The organism is Photobacterium phosphoreum, from assembly GCF_002954725.1.
In the GTDB taxonomy this organism is placed as follows: Bacteria; Pseudomonadota; Gammaproteobacteria; order Enterobacterales; family Vibrionaceae; genus Photobacterium; species Photobacterium phosphoreum.
Genome location: NZ_MSCQ01000002.1, coordinates 75,279 through 94,584 on the forward strand (window position 1 = coordinate 75,279; position 19,306 = coordinate 94,584).

Annotated in this window: 19 protein-coding genes; 10 read left to right on the top strand and 9 right to left on the bottom strand. The window is 38.5% G+C overall.

All coding sequences use genetic code 11. The features are described 5' to 3' along the window. Positions 1–50 precede the first annotated feature (50 nt). Complete coding sequence (locus BTO21_RS12490; RefSeq protein WP_045028775.1) at positions 51–407, bottom strand: putative hemolysin; 357 nt, start codon at positions 405–407, stop codon at positions 51–53. A 265-nt stretch (positions 408–672) separates the two neighbouring features. On the opposite strand from BTO21_RS12490, the gene arfB reads away from it, so the two are divergent. The 3 genes from arfB (at position 673) to BTO21_RS12505 (ending at position 2,668) form a co-directional block, all read left to right on the top strand. Next, positions 673–1,086 carry an alternative ribosome rescue aminoacyl-tRNA hydrolase ArfB gene (arfB, locus tag BTO21_RS12495; RefSeq protein WP_045028773.1) on the top strand — a complete coding sequence of 138 codons (414 nt, stop codon included), beginning with the start codon at positions 673–675 and terminating at the stop codon, positions 1,084–1,086. A 156-nt stretch (positions 1,087–1,242) separates the two neighbouring features. After that, complete coding sequence (locus BTO21_RS12500; protein ID WP_045028771.1) at positions 1,243–1,686, top strand: hypothetical protein; 444 nt, start codon at positions 1,243–1,245, stop codon at positions 1,684–1,686. 94 nt (positions 1,687–1,780) lie between these two features. Then, the gene (locus BTO21_RS12505) at positions 1,781–2,668 is read left to right on the top strand and encodes an aspartoacylase (protein WP_045028769.1); all 888 of its coding nucleotides are present in this window, start codon (positions 1,781–1,783) and stop codon (positions 2,666–2,668) included. Between the two features lie 67 nt (positions 2,669–2,735). Here the strand turns inward: BTO21_RS12505 and BTO21_RS12510 are convergent, their stop codons facing one another. From BTO21_RS12510 to BTO21_RS12520, 3 genes are read right to left on the bottom strand one after another with little or no spacing between them, the layout of a single operon-like run. Then, complete coding sequence (locus BTO21_RS12510) at positions 2,736–3,509, bottom strand: ABC transporter ATP-binding protein (protein ID WP_045028768.1); 774 nt, start codon at positions 3,507–3,509, stop codon at positions 2,736–2,738. Further along, complete coding sequence (locus BTO21_RS12515) at positions 3,509–4,555, bottom strand: FecCD family ABC transporter permease (protein WP_045028766.1); 1,047 nt, start codon at positions 4,553–4,555, stop codon at positions 3,509–3,511. The genes BTO21_RS12510 and BTO21_RS12515 overlap by 1 nt, the downstream gene beginning before the upstream one ends. Next, the gene (locus BTO21_RS12520; RefSeq protein ID WP_045028765.1) at positions 4,555–5,712 is read right to left on the bottom strand and encodes an ABC transporter substrate-binding protein; all 1,158 of its coding nucleotides are present in this window, start codon (positions 5,710–5,712) and stop codon (positions 4,555–4,557) included. Before BTO21_RS12520 ends, BTO21_RS12515 begins: the two co-directional genes overlap by 1 nt. Positions 5,713–6,002: 290 nt before the next feature. On the opposite strand from BTO21_RS12520, the gene BTO21_RS12525 reads away from it, so the two are divergent. From BTO21_RS12525 to BTO21_RS12545, 5 genes are all read left to right on the top strand, one after another. Then, on the top strand, positions 6,003–6,704 hold the full coding sequence (locus tag BTO21_RS12525) for a DNA alkylation repair protein (RefSeq protein WP_045028763.1): 702 nt from the start codon (positions 6,003–6,005) through the stop codon (positions 6,702–6,704). A gap of 129 nt (positions 6,705–6,833) precedes the next feature. Beyond that, positions 6,834–7,493 (top strand): DNA-methyltransferase, encoded by a 660-nt coding sequence (locus BTO21_RS12530; RefSeq protein ID WP_065194261.1) that lies wholly within the window; start codon positions 6,834–6,836, stop codon positions 7,491–7,493. Positions 7,494–7,569: 76 nt separating this feature from the next. Continuing rightward, positions 7,570–8,496, top strand: a complete 927-nt coding sequence (locus tag BTO21_RS12535) for a LysR family transcriptional regulator (protein WP_045028762.1) — start codon at positions 7,570–7,572, stop codon at positions 8,494–8,496. A gap of 124 nt (positions 8,497–8,620) precedes the next feature. Continuing rightward, positions 8,621–8,866: a hypothetical protein gene (locus BTO21_RS12540; protein WP_065193212.1), complete on the top strand. Its 246-nt coding sequence runs from the start codon at positions 8,621–8,623 to the stop codon at positions 8,864–8,866. A 275-nt stretch (positions 8,867–9,141) separates the two neighbouring features. After that, entirely contained in the window at positions 9,142–9,840 is a 699-nt protein-coding gene (locus tag BTO21_RS12545) for an SH3 domain-containing protein (protein WP_045028758.1), read from the top strand. A gap of 85 nt (positions 9,841–9,925) precedes the next feature. Here the strand turns inward: BTO21_RS12545 and BTO21_RS12550 are convergent, their stop codons facing one another. Further along, entirely contained in the window at positions 9,926–11,788 is a 1,863-nt protein-coding gene (locus BTO21_RS12550; RefSeq protein WP_045028757.1) for an MFS transporter, read from the bottom strand. A 184-nt stretch (positions 11,789–11,972) separates the two neighbouring features. Between BTO21_RS12550 and BTO21_RS12555 the strand changes: the two genes are divergently transcribed. Both BTO21_RS12555 and hflX read left to right on the top strand, forming a co-directional pair. After that, positions 11,973–12,725, top strand: coding sequence for a TatD family hydrolase (locus tag BTO21_RS12555; protein ID WP_045028755.1), 753 nt, complete (start codon positions 11,973–11,975; stop codon positions 12,723–12,725). Between the two features lie 129 nt (positions 12,726–12,854). Next, a complete protein-coding gene (gene hflX, locus BTO21_RS12560; protein ID WP_105026838.1) occupies positions 12,855–14,198 on the top strand; it encodes a GTPase HflX in 1,344 nt (447 codons plus the stop codon). A 118-nt stretch (positions 14,199–14,316) separates the two neighbouring features. Here hflX and BTO21_RS12565 read toward each other — a convergent pair whose 3' ends face one another. From BTO21_RS12565 to dnaK, 4 genes are all read right to left on the bottom strand, one after another. Further along, a complete protein-coding gene (locus BTO21_RS12565) occupies positions 14,317–15,306 on the bottom strand; it encodes an LBF_2804 family protein (RefSeq protein ID WP_045028752.1) in 990 nt (329 codons plus the stop codon). Between the two features lie 185 nt (positions 15,307–15,491). Further along, positions 15,492–15,944 carry a hypothetical protein gene (locus tag BTO21_RS12570; RefSeq protein ID WP_045028751.1) on the bottom strand — a complete coding sequence of 151 codons (453 nt, stop codon included), beginning with the start codon at positions 15,942–15,944 and terminating at the stop codon, positions 15,492–15,494. Between the two features lie 108 nt (positions 15,945–16,052). After that, positions 16,053–16,964, bottom strand: a complete 912-nt coding sequence (locus BTO21_RS12575) for a DnaJ C-terminal domain-containing protein (RefSeq protein WP_045028749.1) — start codon at positions 16,962–16,964, stop codon at positions 16,053–16,055. A gap of 252 nt (positions 16,965–17,216) precedes the next feature. After that, the gene (dnaK, locus tag BTO21_RS12580) at positions 17,217–19,124 is read right to left on the bottom strand and encodes a molecular chaperone DnaK (RefSeq protein WP_045028748.1); all 1,908 of its coding nucleotides are present in this window, start codon (positions 19,122–19,124) and stop codon (positions 17,217–17,219) included. Positions 19,125–19,306 lie beyond the last annotated feature (182 nt).

Genomic DNA, 19,306 nt, shown 5'->3' on the forward strand with positions numbered 1-19,306 from the left:
AGGCTCAACCGGTAATAGGTTGAGCCTTGTTGTTTGTGCTTCTTGGTTTATTAGTACACTTTTGGATGCTTAGGCTTTTTCTTACAAGTACCATTATAAAACTGCTTTAAATCACAGCTTGTGCCTTGCTTATTAAAGTGGCAGTTAGAACCGATGGCTGTCCCTTTATGCTTCACACAGTATTTGATCCACTTATCCTGTTTTGGCTGTGATGATGAACATTGACCTTTTTGAAAGGCCCATTCATCGCACATTTTTCCGCTAGGTAGACGACAATAGCCTTGACCATCAACAAGCACTGATTTACCGCCATGGTTAGCACAGTAAATAGACGCTGGGTTACCGTGAGGCATAGCAAAAGCAGAACTTGAAACGATAAGTGCGACTAGGAGTAATAATTTTTTCATAGAATAACCTCAATGTTCTTTGTAAATAAATTTCAATACACCGATCATAATTAAAAACGCTGTTCAAATGTCAGCAAACTGCAAGGTTTGTAAATAGCATTAATGGGTTGTGATAATTTGTTAATATAACCACTTGTGTATAAAAAGAAATGAAGAAATAGCCATGATGTACAAGTGAGAGTTTACTTGTAGGCTAAACTTACTAGGACAATGAATGTGGTAGTATAGCGTTAATATAAATATAGCGTTGAAGGGGTAAATATCGATGCTAGTGATTTCTAATACTGTCAGTTTGGGTGATTGGGAAATTGAATTAACGGCAATTCGTGCTCAAGGTGCGGGTGGGCAAAATGTTAATAAAGTATCGAGTGCTATTCATTTGCGATTTGATATCAATCGATCATCTTTGCCTGAATTTTACAAAGAACGCTTATTGAAATTATCAGACAGCCGTATAACTAAAGATGGCGTGATTGTCTTAAAAAGCCAGCAACATCGTACACAAGAAATGAACCGTGAAGAAGCATTGTCTCGGTTAAAAGAATTGATTCAAAGTGCGATGGTGATCCAAAAAGCGCGTCGAGCGACGAAGCCAACAAAAGGGTCTAAAGTGCGCCGAATGGATAAGAAAAATCAACGAGGTCAAACGAAGGTTCTACGCGGAAAAGTACAAATGTAGTTAGTATTAAGTGAAATCGCCTGTTTATGACATTGTGGATTAATATTTACTTTTTAGTGACCACTGTTGCTATATTTAAATACCTTATTGCATGATACCGTTAGTAAGATAACGTGTTGTTAACAGTGATATTAGCTAATTAGCAGGTGAACAAGGATGTTTGAAAAAAAAACGCTGCAATTATTACAACTGTTTTATCGTGAAACAGAACGTGTACGTTTATTCGAGATTAATCAGTTACCGCCATTAGATCTTGAATTACAGCCAGCGATGAATCTATGGCTTGAAACAAAACGTAACTTTCAATTTAATGAAATATGGCAACAGAATTGGATTAAGACTTGCAGTGCGGGTTATATCACTGAGTTACGTTTACATGGTGATGGCACTCTAGATGAATATACCTTGTTTACTCGTCTTCATACTCAAGGGTGTTGGCAATTAGTTGATGGCGTTATTGAGATTGAAATAATAAAAGATGATAACTGTTATCGTTGTGCTGTATATGCTAACCGCGACACGAGTATTCATTCCGCTATCGAATATAAAAACGATGAGCTGCATTCCTATTTGAAATTGATTCAGACTCGGTCAAATTAGCGATATCTAATAGCTTCTTTGTCTGATGAATAGACTTCCAATAACTATTTAATTCAGTACACTGAAATCAATAACTGAATATTAGGACACACGGATGAGTAAAATAAAAACAGTAGCAGTTGTCGGTGGTACACACGGGAATGAATTTAGTGGTATCTATCTATTACGTAAATGGCAGCAATCAGCAGCACTCGCGCGTGACAGTTTTCGTGTTGAAACAGTTTTTGCTAACCCTAAAGCGCATGATGATAACAAACGTTATGTTGATCATGATCTTAACCGTCAATTTAGTTTAGTTGATTTAGCTAATAACGACTTAGCGAGTTACGAACAGAGTCGAGCCAAAGCGATTAATCAACAAATTGGACCTAAAGGTGATGCGAAGGTCGATTTTATTATCGATTTACACAATACCACCAGTAACATGGGACCTTCATTAATTTTACTGCAATCTGATCACTTTAACCGCCAGTTGGGTGCTTATGTAAAAATGCATATGCCAGATGCGGTTATTGTTCTAGAAGATCATACGCCTGTTGAACAGCACCATTTTCTGAGTTCAATTGCATCGCAAGGGGTGATTGTTGAAGTCGGGCCACAGCCTCAATCGGTGATCCGCCAAGATATTCTTGATTGGATGGATGAGATGACAAAACATATTCTTGATTTCGTCCATTTACATAACACAGATGAACTCTTACCATTAATTCCTAGTTATGAAGCTTTCCGTTATCATGAAACATTGTCATTGCCTGTTGATGAGCAAGGACAGCGTATCGGTATGGTACACCGTTTTGTGCAAGATAATGATTTTGAGCCTCTACATGCTGGCGATCCGATCTTTACGTTATTTGATGGTAGCGAAATTTTCTGGGAGGGTGATTATGAAGCTTTTCCACATTTCATCAATGAAGCCGCTTATTACGATAATAATTTAGCGATGTCTTTAGCGAAGAAAATAGTGGTAACGACTGACGCGTAAAGTGATTAATATTATTACTGATTAAAGCCGATATTGAGCATGACGCCAATATCGGCTTTTTTGATGTCTAAAGTTGATTAGAATCAGAATGACGGGCAGATCTCACCACTACAATCGGACGCTCATCGATAATAGCGACATGAGAATCAACATCGAAAATAGATGAAATGAGAGGTGGCGTGATAGTCGTTATCGGATCGCCATAAGCAAACAGTTCACCTTGATGCAGAGCGGCAACTTTGGTCGAATATTGAATAGCCAAATTAAGATCATGGATAACCATTAGTACACAAGCTTGGTTTTCTTGGGTATATATTCTAACAAAATCAAGCAACTTCATTTGGTTATGCATATCAAGCGCCGATGTCGGTTCATCAAGGATCAGTACTTGAGGTTGATTGACTACCGCCTGTGCCAATCCTACCATTTGGCTTTCACCGCCAGATAATTCAGTACACACTTTATTAGCTAAATGTAAAATCCCCATCTTTTCTAATAATTGTAAGCTTTTTTCGGCACTGTGCGCTTTAGCAAATAAAGAGTGTGAACCCATATTTAAAGTAGTAATCAATAATTCGACAACCGTAATGGTCGCTGAAATTCGATGGTCTTGAGGTAAATAGCCTATGTTATCTAAGGTTAATGGCTCGCCGTGTAATAAAATTTGCTGTGAATGCTGGCGTAAATTCTGAGTGATATGCCGCAGCAAGGTTGATTTACCTGCGCCATTTTTACCAATAATTGCCACCATTTCACCTGCTGTGATAACAGGCAGTGACAATTTATTCAGAATCGTTTTATCGCCAAATGCGACTGAAATAGCATTAATTGTCAGTGCCATTAAAAACGCCCACCTTTTTTAATGATTAAATAGACAAAGAAAGGAATACCAATGATCGACATCACTACCGTTAGCGGTAAAATAATGCCTGGCATAATGCTTTTACTGGCGATAGAAGCAAGTTCAAGTAATACCGCGCCGACAAGGAATGATGCGGGTAGGAAGTAACGTTGATCTTCACCTAACACCATACGGGCTATATGGGGAGCAACGAGTCCGACAAAGCCAACCGCACCCACAAATGAAACCGCTAGAGATGTGATCACTGATACCAATAATAAGGTTTTAATGCGCAGTCGCTTAACGTTTACTCCCATTGCTTGAGCACGTTCGTGACCGATTTTAAGGGTAGATAACTGCCAAGCATCTTTCATCATAATCAATAATACAATCGGTAACACAATCGCAAGGACGGTGATTTTTGCCCAACTGCCGCGATCCAGTGATCCCATTTGCCAAAATACTAAGGTTTGTAACTGGGTTTCGCTAGCAACGTATTGCATCATCGTTAGTAAACTGTCATAAGCAAACATTAACGCAATACCAAATAACATTACCCCTTCAATTGAGATCCGTTTTACTGATGAAATCGCCGCAATTAAAAATGTGGTTAATAAGCACATAATAAATGCCATTAACGCTATTTGATATTGTGGTGGAATGAAGGGGATCGCAATAGCGTTCGTGATCACGAGTGAAGCACCAAATCCAGCCGCTGCTGAAACACCAAAAGTATAAGGGTCGGCAAGGGGATTGTTCAATGTGGTTTGCATTTGTGCGCCAGCCAATGCCAAGGCTCCTCCTATCAATGGTGCCATTAATGCCATTGGCATACGAATATCCCAGACAATAATTTTACTGGCAATATCACTGGTTTGAGGATGAATCAGTGCTTGGATCACTTGAGAAAAAGTTAGCCCTTGTGAGCCAATGAAAATATCAGCAATAACACAAATAATACTGAGTACAAAGAAAGTAGCTAAGGCCACTTTCTTATTACGATTACGGGTGTTGTGTGTTTTTAACTCCAGTAAGATTGAGGACATTACTGCATAGCCTTAAAATTATTTTGGCCGAAATCGCCACTGACAGTGCGATGACCAAATAGCTTATTCATTTCTTCAAATGTTTTTTCAGGATCTAGGTTTTTAAATACGTTTGGATGGATCCATTTAGCAAAATATTCCATCGCAACTAAGTTATAAGGTGAATTGTAAAACGGCATATAAATCGAATAGACATTTTTAGTTTGATAAGCACTGACAGCTTGTAGCCAATCACGATCCATTAATGCTGATGTTGCGACTTTTATTGCAGTAGGGTTCGGATTGTAACCCAATGGAATACCGTGGGTGGGTTGTCCTTTATCATTAACCCAACCTGTTGTTTGCATAATATAAACATCAGGGTGAGCTGTAATCACGGTTTCTGGTGACATTTGTCCAGTGATCGCTCCTTTAAGCGGTTTATCGGCAATATTAATCGCGTTTAAAAACGGAATATAAGCCCCCATATTACCGCCAGCAAAAGTGCGACAACATGAATCACTGTAACCTGCCGCACGCTCAATAAAGACCCGCTTTGGTTTTAAGTTGGGATATTGGGCAAGGGTTTTTTTAATATCAGCAATATGATCAAGGTAATAGTGAGCAAATGCTTGTCCTTGGGCTGCTCGACCGACGGCTTTAGCCACTGTTTCAACTGAGCGAACTGTATTTTTTATTGGGTTCTCTCTAAAATCAACCGCAATCACTTTAATACCTGCTGCGTCCAATTTTTTTAATAAACCGTTATCTTGGGCTAATTTAATATTAGATAAATCAACGATAAATAAATCAGGTTTAGGTTTTAAATTAATGAACCGTTCAGCATCAAATTCGCCTGATTTTATTAATCCAATTTTGGGTACATGTTGGAGTGAAGGGTACTGTTTTACATAGTTGGCATACATGCTGGGTGCGGAAAATTGCATATCATCACGTGCTGCAACGAGATGTTTGGCTGCATCTTGTTGATAAATAATTTCAAGTAAAGGAAAAATACGGCTTGTTGATAACGCAATATTTTGTGGCTGGTGGTCAAACGTAATGGTGCGTCCGGCTACGTCGGTCACTGTCATAGGGTAAGTGGCTGCAAAAGTGGTGAGTGACCAAAGAGTGCCAGCGCAAAGTGTAAGGACTTTCAGCTTATTTTTCACAATCATACCTACAGAGAATTATAAAAGCGAATACTAATGAGAATAGTTATTATTTTGAACTTAAATAAAAGCAAACTTAGTATGCATTTATGGCGCGGATGATTATCATTTGCTTTTGAGTGTGTAAATTGTTTGAAATAGTGATAAATGATTTGAGATTTAGGTCGCAATATGAAAAAGTCGAGGTGCTTGTTTTGATAAGCAAAAAAACATAACAATACTAATTATAATAAAGTTATTAACCATTATCTGCATTCATGCTCAGCAGTAATGAGAGGTAACAAAGAGGAACGGCTATGTCATTAGTTATACCAATGGTTATCCTTATGCAGCAGCACTTAGCAGCAGAAGGCAGCACACTTGTTGCAAAAAAAATGCAGTATGATCTTAATAGTCGACAACCTTTTTATGGTGTTAGCCCTGAAAAGCGTCACAAAATATTTCAATTAGCGATTGCACATACCAGTATTGATAGCATAGAGAACTATCACCGCTTATTATTGTGGTTATGGTCGGGTGTTTATCGAGAAGAACGTTATTTAGCCTTAGATGCTGGTGAATATTATTCTGAATATCAAACAGCAGCCTCTTTTAATGTTTATCTTGAGATGTTGGAAACCGCAGCTAATGTTGATATTTTAGATCGCCTTGCGACTAATTTGATCGGTAAGGTTATACTTCAAGATAAAGCGTTAGAATGTTATCTGATTCAATGGCGTGAGTCAGACAGTACATGGTTAAAACGTGCTTCAGTATTAGCGCACTTACATCATAAGCAACAGACCAATGTAGTGCTGTTAACGGAAACTATTTTATATCTTGCCGCTGATAAGTCGATGCTCGTACAACAAGCGATGGGGCAAGTGTTAAATGCTTATAGTCAAGTTGACTTTGCTTTTGTCGATAGTTTTATAAAAGACAATATGACCTTATTAACGCCACTGTGCCGACGTGAGGCAAGAAAACTCACAATGATGGTAAATAGCACAGTTGATTAAAATTACCGATGTTTGATGGCTTGTTGCTATCTATATGGTGCTTTTTTTGCTACAACACCTAACGAAATTAACGTCTATTCGATTATGGGTAGGCGTTATTGTTTTTTAATGTTTAGTGTGGGTTTCTCAATGCAATTATATCAACAAGATGCCGTCGAATGGTTGTCTTCATTAGCGGATAATAGTATCGATCTTTTGATTACTGATCCTCCCTATGAATCGTTAGAAAAGCATCGAAAAATAGGTACAACCACGCGTTTAAAAAACAGTAAATCTTCAAGTAATCAGTGGTTTGATATATTTCCTAATCAACGGTTTCAAACCTTGCTTGAGCAGGCATATCGCGTTTTAAAACCCAATAGTCACTTTTATCTTTTCTGCGATCAAGAAACAATGTTTTATATAAAACCCATCGCAGAGCAAGTCGGATTTAAGTTTTGGAAGCCGATAGTGTGGGATAAAGTCGCAATAGGCATGGGCTATCATTATCGCGCCCGTTATGAATTTATTCTTTTCTTTGAAAAAGGCAAACGTAAGTTAGCCAATTTATCTATTCCTGATGTTCTTGAATTTAAACGTGTTTATCGTGGCTACCCGACAGAAAAGCCAGTCCCTTTGATCGCAACCTTAATTGAGCAAAGCTCTGTTGAAGGAGATATTGTTGCTGATCCTTTTTTTGGATCAGGTTCAACTTTAGTTGCAGCGCAACAATTGCAACGTCAAGCATGGGGTAATGATATTTCAGATGCCGCGCACCAACATCTGCGCAGTAGAGTGTTGTCATTGTAAGATTCGGTGCTAGGTGCTAGGTGCTAGGTGCTAGGTGCTAGGTGCTAGGTGTAGATCGTTGATAAGGATGTTGTAAGTGAAGAATTTTGATATAAATTTATTACGTATATTGCATGTACTGCTGGAAGAACAAAGCGTTACTGCCGCCGCCGCACGACTTCACCTAAGTCAATCTGCGGTTAGTAAGCAGTTGGCTAAATTACGTGAAACATTTGCAGATCCTTTATTTGAGCGTACACCTTATGGTTTACGCCCAACACCTAAAGCGCTGTCATTATCTGATTCTGTGTCTGATATTTTGCAGCAGGTAAATCAGCTAACGCGGGCAGAAATATTTGATCCTGCGCAGAGTCAGCGTCAGTTTCATATTGATCTGGTAGAAACCGCTTATTCGTTAACTTATCCACGTTTTATGCCCCAATTGTTGCAGCAAGCGCCTGATATTAGCTTAACCAGTAAAACATGGAATGATGATAGTTTGCAGCGATTAATACGCTGTGAAATTGATTTTGGTATTGGTATTTTTGAATGGGATGAGCGCTCATCAAGTCACTACCGACATGTACCACCGTCATTGAATTATATTGAGTTAGCGCGTGATTATCCGGTGTGTTTAATGCGTAAAGATCATCCCGCATTGAATGAACCTTGGAGTTTGGATGTGTTTTTGAAATACCGCCATTTACAAGTCAGTATTGGTGGGCTTAAGCGATGGCTATTAGATGAAATATTAGCATTAGACCATAAACAGCTTGATAATGCGGTTAATATGACTGATTTCTATGCAGCTATAAAGCTTTGTGAACAAAGTGATTTGTTTATGTGTTATCCCTCAGTTTCAGCATTAGCAATGATTGAATATACCGATCTCGTTAGTCGCCCTATTCCTATTGAATTAGAGCCCGGCGGATATTTATTATTATGGAATAAGCATTTTGATTTAGATCCTAGTCATCAATGGTTACGCCAGTTAATTACTCATGGTATGGATTTAATAAAATAAACGTGCACAAATGAAAAATAATTGCTCATGTTCTACAACATAAGTCACTAGTATCTTAAATGTAATGGCGTATCTTATTTAAATATAGTGTAGTTATTATAATTAAATGATAAGGCTGGTATTTATGTCTCCTGCAGATAAAAAACTCTTAGATCAGATGATGACTCTTGAAGGTAAAGATTTTACGCACCTAACGGTGGCTGAAAAAGCAATATTTACTGCTTTTAAAGCGCGTGAGCATGACTTTGGGGTGAGTATTGATATTGCAACGGAAGCACCTATTGGCGATTTAGGTCAAGGGACTTCTGAGTATGAAATCAATGAGGAAGAAAAAAATTATCCTCGTGAAATTATTATTAAACAAGATTAAAAATAAATTCTGTCGTTATTGTTAACGACAGAATAGTTATTTAAATATTATGACTTATTAATTGTTTTATACATTTAAAATAAAGTAAAAATAAGGAGATAATTGATTTTCAATTAGTTATATTTCATTTTAAGTTTATTAATTATGATAGAAAGGTGACGTCATTCATTTTGGATTCATTTTCAACGCTTAATATAATAAATATTGAATCAGTTTATTTATAGTCACATTTTTCATTTATTTTTAAGTTATGTAAATACGCATAAGAGGTAGATATGAAACGTTTAGCGATGGCAATTACAGGTATTATAGCGGTTACTTGTTTAAGTGCTGCTGCATGGGCTGATACCAGTATTACAACGATTAAGGTATATGAAAATCCAAGCGTTACATCTCCTGTGGTTGAAACAATAAAATCTGAAGTGCCGTTAATTACGATTTATCAAAATAATGGTTGGGAAAAGGTTGGTGATACAACTAATGGTAATACTGGTTGGATCCAAAGTGTTGATCGACAAATGCTAGCTAAAGCCAACACCAAGGTTTTACCTGACCAAACAACGGATACTATAAAAACTAAAGATGGCGAGAAGAGTGTGACTAAAGGTGTCTTGCAAACTCCGCAAGGTCCATTCCATTATGAAATTGTGCAGTTCCAAGGTAGTAATCATAATCAAAAAGTAGATAAGAAGTTTTTTGATGCGATGCAAAAGCAACAACTTGATATGAACCAAGCTTTTGCCAATTCTTGGAATACAATGGGTAGCCCTAGTGATTTTAATGCTATGCAATCTAATATGACGCAGTTAATGCACCAGCAACAACAGCAGATGTTAGTGATGCAGCAACAATTTCAACAAGCAGGGCTAACCTCGCCAACCCAAGTTAAATTAAGTGCTCATGTTACAACCCCAGCAAAAGAGGCGGCATCTACTGCTGCTCCTTCAACTGGTACGGTTACTGCGACTAAATAAACGCATTCTATTATCCAGTAAAAAGAAGTGGATAATATAATGGTACAGCCCCCTATTAATATTTAAATTAATAGAGGGCTTTTTATTATTTAGTTATTATTAGTTGTTGCACAATGTATTGTAGTTTAGATGCTGTTACTTCTTGCGGTGGTACTGGCGTTGATGCGACCACTTCTAATTGTGAACGGAAACGTTTAATTGCCGTTATTACACTAAATTTTCCCTGATAGCTAAAGATAGAACCATATATACCTTTTAATGCCATCGGTACCACAGGAACGGGTGTACGTGTGATAATTACCTCAATACCGCGTTTAAAGTCATTTAACGCACCAGTTCGAGTGATTTTTCCTTCGGGAAAGATACACACCAGATGACCATCCTGTAGTGCTTTTTCTACTTGATTAAACGCATTTCGGTAAATTTTTGGTGACGCTTTTTGAGAACAAATAGGGATTGTTTTAGCCCATTTAAAGAAGTATTTAGCAAGTGGTAAATTGGCGATGCTCCTATCCATAACAAAACGTACTGGACGACGACTGGCTGCACCAATCAATAATGCATCAACAAAACTAACATGATTACAAATTAATACGGCTGGGCCGGTGTCTGGAATATTATTTAATCCGGTTGATTTTATGCGGTATAACACGCGAGTGATCATCCATATTACAAACCGTAATACAAATTCTTGCACTTGGCTAAAGACATAAAGAGCAACAGCTGCATTAATTATTGCGATAATTAATAATAAAGTGGGAATAGAAACATTAAATATGGTGAGCATGACAATAGAAAATACGGCACTCAACACCATAAATAAGGCATTAAGTACGTTATTACCTGCGATAATTTGGGCTCGATGAGTCACATCACTACGTTGTTGAATTAAGGCATTGAGTGGTACAACAAAAATACTGCCCGACATACTTAATAGCATTAAATCTAATAGCATTCGTGTGTTTGCGCTCAAAAATTCCGTCATAGTTATTTGATCATGGGTGACAATGTGTTGGCTAGCAAAATAAAGATCAATACCAAAGATACTAATGCCAAGAGCGCCGAGAGGAATAATTCCCAGTTCAACGTGATCTCCCGATAAGGTTTCACAGACTAATGCGCCAAAGGCAATCCCCACGGAAAATACTGTTAGTAATAAAGTGACATATTGTGGATTATCGTTAATGAGTAATTTAGCAAAATTAGGTAATTGAGTCAGGTAAGTTGCCCCAACAAACCAAAACCAACTAATGGCTAAGATGGATAAATACACAGTCCGGTTTTGTCTTGTGATGCGCACTGTGTGTATTATTTGTGTAATAGGGTTCCAATTAATCTTTAACTGAGGATTATTTGCAGTTGCTTTGGGGATAAATAAACTACTGATGAAACCCGTAAAAGAAATCACGACTACAAGCATAGCGGCAATCATGACACGATTCTCATGACTAAAAATATACCCTGCTGCTAATGTACCACCTAAAATAGCGAGAAACGTTCCCATCTCAACTAATGCATTACCAGCCAGTAATGTTTTTGATGATAAATGTTGTGGCATTAAGGCAAATTTTACGGGTCCAAAGAAAGCAGATTGTGCTCCCATAACAAATAATATGATCAGTAGGGCTGGTATTGATTGCCAATAAATAGCGACAGCACCTGCGAGCATAATGCCAAACTCAATCATTTTTAAGTATTTAATCAAGCGGGATTTTTCATATTTATCCGCTAATTGCCCCCCAATGGGAGACAATAAAAAGAAAGGGAAAATAAATAAAGCAGCGGCAACATTAACCAATACTGTACTGTGCGTTTGACTGTAAACACTAGAAAACACGATAATTAAGAGTAAAAAGTTTTTATACAAATTATCGTTAAATGCCCCTAACGCTTGGGTAATAAAAAAAGGCAGAAAGCGTTGTTGTTTTAATAAAGAAAACTGACTCATGGTTATCCTCATACTTGTTGCATGACTAACGATATTTTTTGAATGTGATAATAGCATAGCACCCAATAAAACATTGTACAATTAGGGTTGTGTTTAATTTTTACATACTGTTCGATATTAAACAAAAATGGCAGCTTGAGATTATTTTGCGTATGGTGTTTATTTTAGTTGATAGATATAAATAATGATCACTGATATTCATTGCCACTTAGAATCAGTCGAGCCTGAAAATATAGCGCTATTTATTGGCGGAGGTAACAAGATAGGTGCAGTATCAATGACACTTGAGAGTGCGCAGCAGTTACTAATATTAAAGCGACAATATCCTGATGCGATTGAACTATTTTTAGGTGTCCACCCCGAAGCGACTACTGATGAAACAATGATAAAAGCGGTTATTGCGTTGATTCATCAACATCGCGATTTGCTCAGTGGTATTGGTGAAATTGGGGTTCCTTTCTTTTATTTAGATGATAAAACGGCGACTGAAAAGCAACAGCTTAAGCGGCAAGGTGCACAGTTAATGGCACGTTTTGTTGCGATTGCCGCGGATTATAATTTACCGGTTAATCTACATGTTGTCGAAGATGATATTGAGTTAGCACTACCTATATTGCAACAATATGGTGTTGAAGGGGCTTTATTTCATTGGTATGAAGGTACTGCGATACAGTTAGCGCGGTTGCATCAACAAGGACATTTTATTTCGGTTAGCCCGTGGATTTTTGTCGATGATCATTATTGGCAATTTGTGCAAACCATACCACTGTCGATGGTGTTGGTTGAGTCTGATGCGCCATGTCAATATAACGGTAAAAAAGGTGATCCAAGTATGATCGTTGATGTTGTTGCCGCGTTAGCTAAACACCATCAAATATCCGTTGATGACTTAACTGCAGTATTAGCGCTTAATACTCGTAAATATCTAAGAAAATAGGCTTAAACTGGCATACGTTTAAGCGATTATCTAAACGATAACCTATTTTTATATAAAGCTGGTTGATAACAGCGTAGGATGAAACAAATATAAAAAATAGGGTGCGCGTATGTGCACGAATAGAAAATTATGCAATTAACAGCAAAAGCCTCACGTGATCGCGCTTTACTTATTTCGGTTCAAACACCGCAGTTTAAAGGTGATGAAGCCAAAGCATCATTGGCTGAATTAGCCCGTCTTGTTACCACGCTTGGTTTTAAAGTCGTTGGTACCCAATCACAAAAGCTAAGTTCAAACCAACGAATGAATGTACTTGGTTCTGGTAAAATGGCTGAAATAGCTCACCTCACTGGTAATCAAGGTGTTGTGGATGATTTCGACGATGACGATGATATTGTTGATGAGATGCTTTTTGGCGAATTACCGTCTGAAGACTTACCTTTTGGTAGTGCTGATGTAGTGGTATTTGATTGTGATTTAAGCCCCTCACAATTGCGTAATGTTGAAAATCAATTAGGTGTCGAGGTCTTTGATCGCACTGGTATTATTATTGAAATTTTTAGTCGTCATGCTCGTACTCGAACCGCACGATTACAAGTTGAAATTGCACGTCTTAATTATCTAGCTCCGCGTTTACGTGAATCTACTATTGGTAATAAAGAACGTCAAATGGGTAAAGGTGCGGGTGAAACTACACTTGAGCTCGATCGCCGTAAAGTCCGCGATCAATTGGCAGAGTTACGACGTGAACTTGCCAGTGTTCAAGATGAACTTAAAGGCCGGCGTACTCAACGTTCAGAATTGTTCTGTGTTGCATTAGTGGGTTATACCAATGCGGGCAAGTCATCAATGATGCGAGCCTTAACGGGTAGTGAAGTATTAGTTGAAAATAAATTGTTTGCGACGCTTGATACCACTGTTCGTGCCTTGCAGCCAATTACTCAGCCTCGTATTTTAGTTTCAGACACGGTGGGTTTTATAAAGAAACTACCGCACGATTTAGTGGCGTCATTCCATTCAACATTAGCAGAAGCACATGATGCTTCTTTATTGCTATATGTGGTTGATGCATCTGATGCTTCTTTCCGTTCGCAGCTTGATGTTGTACATGACGTGCTACATGAAGTCGGTGTCGATGATATTGCCAAGCGATTAGTGTTGAATAAATCGGATCAACTGAGCGATGAAGAACAACGAGCGCTGATGATTGAGTTTCCTGATGCGATCATGACATCAACCCGTAATCCGGCTGATATCACTAAATTACATCAATATATCTTGAGCATTGCTGAACACGAAATGGTTGAAGATGAAATCATCGTGCCATATACCGCTAATGGTATTATCGGTGAAATTCGTTCAAACATGAGTGTAACTAAAGAAGAATATGAATATGAGCATATTACTTTCACTGTTCGCTCTAACCCAATCAACTTAGCCCGTCTGAAAAAGCAAATGCAGAATAAAGACTAATTGATAAATGCTGCCCCTATAAGACAAATAATTGTGATAATGGGAGGCGGTGTATTATAAACAGAATGTGGGTTATTTGCTCTTACACTAAGCAGTAAACAACCCACAATTTAAACCGTCATGCTAACAGTGGATTGATTTTCTGCTGTTGAATAATCCCACATTGTGCTAAGAGCTTTTTCTCATTGGCTGTTAAGCGATGGCGGAAGAACAGCAACGTGGTCAGTATATCGATCACATCATTATATTCTGTTGGATTTAGCTGGCTCAAACTTTGTAATAGCAATGTAGGTGATTCAATATCTGTCAACGTTAATGGTGATTGTTGATAAATCTCATCATAGAAAAATTCCAAATTAACATCACATTCTTGTTTATAGCTTTGACGAACAGCAATACTACGCAGTAGAGCGGTGCGATAAGTCATTGATACCGGTTTCTGCTGGTGGCGAGATATTTGATTAAGTACATAAATCCGCGCTGAAATTCGTAACCTTACCTCTCGCAATGCTTTTTGTTGAACCCATGCATCCCAAAAACCTGTAATTAAGGTTGAAATTAACGGTATATAAACCCGTACGCTACTGCGTGATATTGATTTTTGTAATACCGCTTTAATCAAAAAATTACTCAAAATATCTTTACCAGAATAAAGAGCCACTTTGATATAACGAAATTTACTCAGTTCTTTATAAGGTTTAATGCCGTGAATGTTCTCAATTGGCTCTGATAGTTCCATCACTGCGCGAACTAATGATGCGGTCATTTTGCTACAGAAATGATTTTCGGCACTGGCGCGGTTGATCAGTAGCGCGGTAGTGATAAAGCCGATTTCAAACAACAGCAGCAATTCTAAACCAATAAAGACAATATTGATGCTGAGCAGTTTGATAAGGTTATCCCACGCTAACCAATTTTCACCTAAGAGCTCAAGATAAATTTCAAACGCGACGATAACAAACGTTGTCATAAAGCCAATTAAAAACGATAAGCCAACGCAAAGTTGACAGAGTCTTTTATCTGAAATTCGCGTAAATAGTGGTTGTTTACGGCTGAGGTGTTTTTCAACGCGGCGAATGCCCCATTGCTCAATTTTACGTTCAATCATAAGCGGTACAGGTCAGATTCATAAATTTAATATAGAGATAACGCAGTATAGAAATTACTGCGTATTTTAAATCGAGTTAACTGAAAGGCGTAGTCAATTTTACTGAATTATTATCAGGATCAGAGAAAGTGCTTTTTTTGTTAGTGATTGTGCTATTAACCGAATGAGGATGAGCGATTATTAACTCATTTTTGCTGTTGGTGAGTCCCTTTAAATCCTAAGAATGACAGCTGTTTTTTGGCTGTGGCGGGTGGTGTATCGCTATTGTTAGTATCATTTTCTTCAGTGACAGGGTGCGCAGACACGGGCAGTAATCTAAATATAGCAAATCCACCTTCTTTACGTACAAAAGCAATTTGACGATGGAGAAGGTTATCTTTTTTGTTCGTTGCCGCTAAGGTTTTATCTTTCACTAATGCAAGTGGGGCAATCATTGCTTGGCAGTGATAGATCTTGTAACTGTAATCGGTAAATAAACGACAAGGCTCATCAAGCGTAAAGGTTTCTCCTTCAAGAAGATGACGACTGTTTTCTACCGCACGGTTGATGTCCATAACATTGGCAGCAAATGCACAAGAGGCCGTAAAGCTGATGCCTGTAATCACTAACAAGCTGGTGGTAATGATTTTTTTCAGCATGGTTGTTCCTACTTTTAATCTAAGTTGAATGTAAAAAAGCCAACACCTCCGAATAATAACATTCGTTGATATTGGCTTCATTATAGAATAGCTTTAGTTTAGCGTAGGTTAAGCTGCTGCAAATTCATTCAATAATTCTTTTTGGCGTTCGCTAAGGTTGAGTGGTGTTTCAATGACTAGTTGAACAATTAAATCACCGGTGTTGCCTTTACGATCAGTAACGCCTTTGCCTTTTAGACGGAACTTACGTCCAGTTTGCGTACCTTCTGGTATTTTCAAACTAATAGCGCCACCTAAAGTATTCACTTCCACTTTACCGCCTAATGCTGCGGTGACAAAATCGGTGGTTGCTTTACAAAGAAGATTATTGCCTTCACGGGTGTAGCGTGGGTGAGGGAGAATATTCATTTGAATATAAACATCACCTTGAGCGCCACCGTTAACACCTGGATGACCTTTACCCGTTAAGCGAATGCGACCGCCATCTTCGATACCGGCAGGGATCTTGATGCTAAGCTTTTTATTGGTTTGGGTGCTACCTTCAAACACTGGTAAATCGATAACACGAGATGCGCCACTGATAGCATCTTCTAGATCGACTTCCATGGTGTATTGAAGATCTTCACCTTTTTGAGGGCGGGTTGAATGACGACCACCGAAGCCACCTCGACCACCACGGGCATTGGAGAACATGTCACCGAAAGCCCCGCCAAACATGTCTTCAAAGTCGTTATAGCCACCTTGTTGACCAAAGCCTTGCTGACCGCCGCGATGACCACCACCCATGCCTGGATTTTCAAACGCATTATGACCAAATTGATCGTAAGCAGTGCGTTTTTCTTTATCCATTAGGATCTCATAGGCAGCTTTTACTTCTTTGAATTTATCGGCTGCGGTTGGATCATCTGGGTTTTTATCAGGGTGGAACTTCATTGCTAGCTTTTTGTAAGCTTTCTTAATTTCTTTCTCAGATGCAGTTTTGGCGACACCAAGAACTTCATAAAAATCGCGTTTTGACATTGGTAACACCTCTTATCCCTAGCGGGATAACTATCTGGAACATTCTGAATCATACAATTAAAACATATGATAACGAAAAACAGCATCATACTTAAACAGTTAATGATCTAAAAAGGCACAGATAGTTAGCCTAGTGGGATTATCTCTCTATTGTGATCGTCGAAAAGGGCGAGAGATTAAGATCTCTACGCCCATTGTTATTGTGAAGTCTTGTTATGTGCTGTTGATTATTTATTCAGCAACAATAACGTCTTACTTCATTTCTTCAAACTCAGCATCTACAACATCATCATCTTTCGCGTTTTTTTGTTGGTTCGCGTCAGATTGTCCTTGAGTATTTGCTTGGGTTTGAGCCTGAGCATGTTCCATTATTTTTTGTGCTGCTGTCATTAGCGCCTGAGTTTGAGTATCTATCGCTGTTTTGTCATCGCTAGATTTCACCGCTTCAAGGGCTGTAATAGCTGCTTCAATGTTCGTTTTTTCTGCTTCAGGGAAGCTATCACCTGCTTCAGTCATCTGCTTACGAGTGCTGTGAATCAATTGGTCGGCTTGGTTACGAGCAATCACTAACTCTTCAAACTGTTTGTCTGCGTCTTTGTTAGCTTCTGCTTCTTGTACCATCTTCTCAATTTCAGCTTCTGTTAAACCACCTGATGCCTGAATGGTGATCTTTTGTGCTTTACCTGTTGTTTTGTCTGTGGCTGATACATTTAAAATACCATCCGCATCTAAATCAAATGTCACATCAATTTGTGGCATACCACGTGGTGCAGCTTGAATACCTTCAAGGTTAAACTGACCTAATGATTTATTATGTACCGCTTGTTTACGCTCACCTTGAAGGACATGGATCGTTACTGCATTTTGATTATCTTCAGCAGTCGAGAACACTTGATTCGCTTTTGTCGGAATTGTGGTGTTCTTATCGATCAAGGTTGTCATCACACCACCCATGGTTTCAATACCAAATGATAGTGGGGTTACATCAAGTAATAGCACATCTTTCACATCACCGGCTAACACACCCGCTTGAATGGCTGCACCCATAGCAACAGCTTCATCAGGGTTAACGTCTTTACGTGGTTCTTTGCCAAAGAAATCAGTAACTACTTTTTGTACCATCGGCATACGTGTTTGACCACCCACTAAAATCACATCAGTAATGTCATTTATAGTTAGGTTAGCGTCTTTTAATGCTGATTTTACAGGGTCTAGTGTACCTTGTACTAGGTCTTCAACCAGTGATTCCAATTTTGCACGTGTGATCTTAACATTCAAGTGTTTAGGACCGGTTGCATCGGCTGTGACGTAAGGCAGATTAACATCAGTCTGTTGTGCTGACGATAATTCAATCTTCGCTTTTTCAGCCGCTTCTTTTACACGTTGCATCGCTAATGGATCATTTTTAAGGTCGATACCTTGGTCTTTCTTGAACTCGCTTACAAGGTAGTTAATCAAGCGGGTATCAAAGTCTTCACCACCAAGATGGGTATCACCATTGGTTGCTAGCACTTCAAAGGTTTGCTCGCCATCAACGTTATCAATTTCGATGATAGAAATATCAAACGTACCACCCCCTAAGTCGTAAACGGCAATGACACTGTCACCGGCTTTTTTATCAAGACCATATGCTAATGCTGCCGCTGTTGGTTCATTGATAATACGCTTAACATCCAGACCTGCAATACGACCTGCATCTTTTGTTGCTTGGCGTTGAGCATCGTTAAAGTAAGCGGGAACAGTAATAACTGCACCAGTGACTTTTTCACCTAAGTATTCTTCTGCCGTTTTTTTCATTTTCTTCAATATTTCAGCAGAAACTTGTGGTGCTGCCATTTTTTGGCCTTTCGCTTCAACCCATGCGTCGCCATTATCTGCTTTGATAATTTTGTAAGGCATGATGTCAAGATCACGTTGGATTTCGTCATCTTCAAAACGACGACCGATTAAACGCTTAATTGCAAACAAGGTATTTTCAGGATTAGTCACAGCCTGTCGTTTTGCAGGTTGGCCAACTAAGGTTTCACCATCGGTGTAGGCAATAATCGATGCCGTGGTACGCTCACCTTCCGCATTTTCAATAACACGTGGTGTACCGCCGTCTAAAACAGCAACACAAGAATTCGTTGTACCTAGGTCAATACCGATAATCTTACTCATATTTATTATTTCCTTTGTGCGTTGCATTGATTAGTTTTTCTTATTCGAACGGCGAGTTATAAGTATGCCATTAAGGTCCATGAAAATCGTTCATGTGAGCCTTGGGAATAAGATTAATCAATCCAACTAAATTTTTTGAATAACCCATAATAGGGCTGAATATTGATGGAGCTATTAGCGTA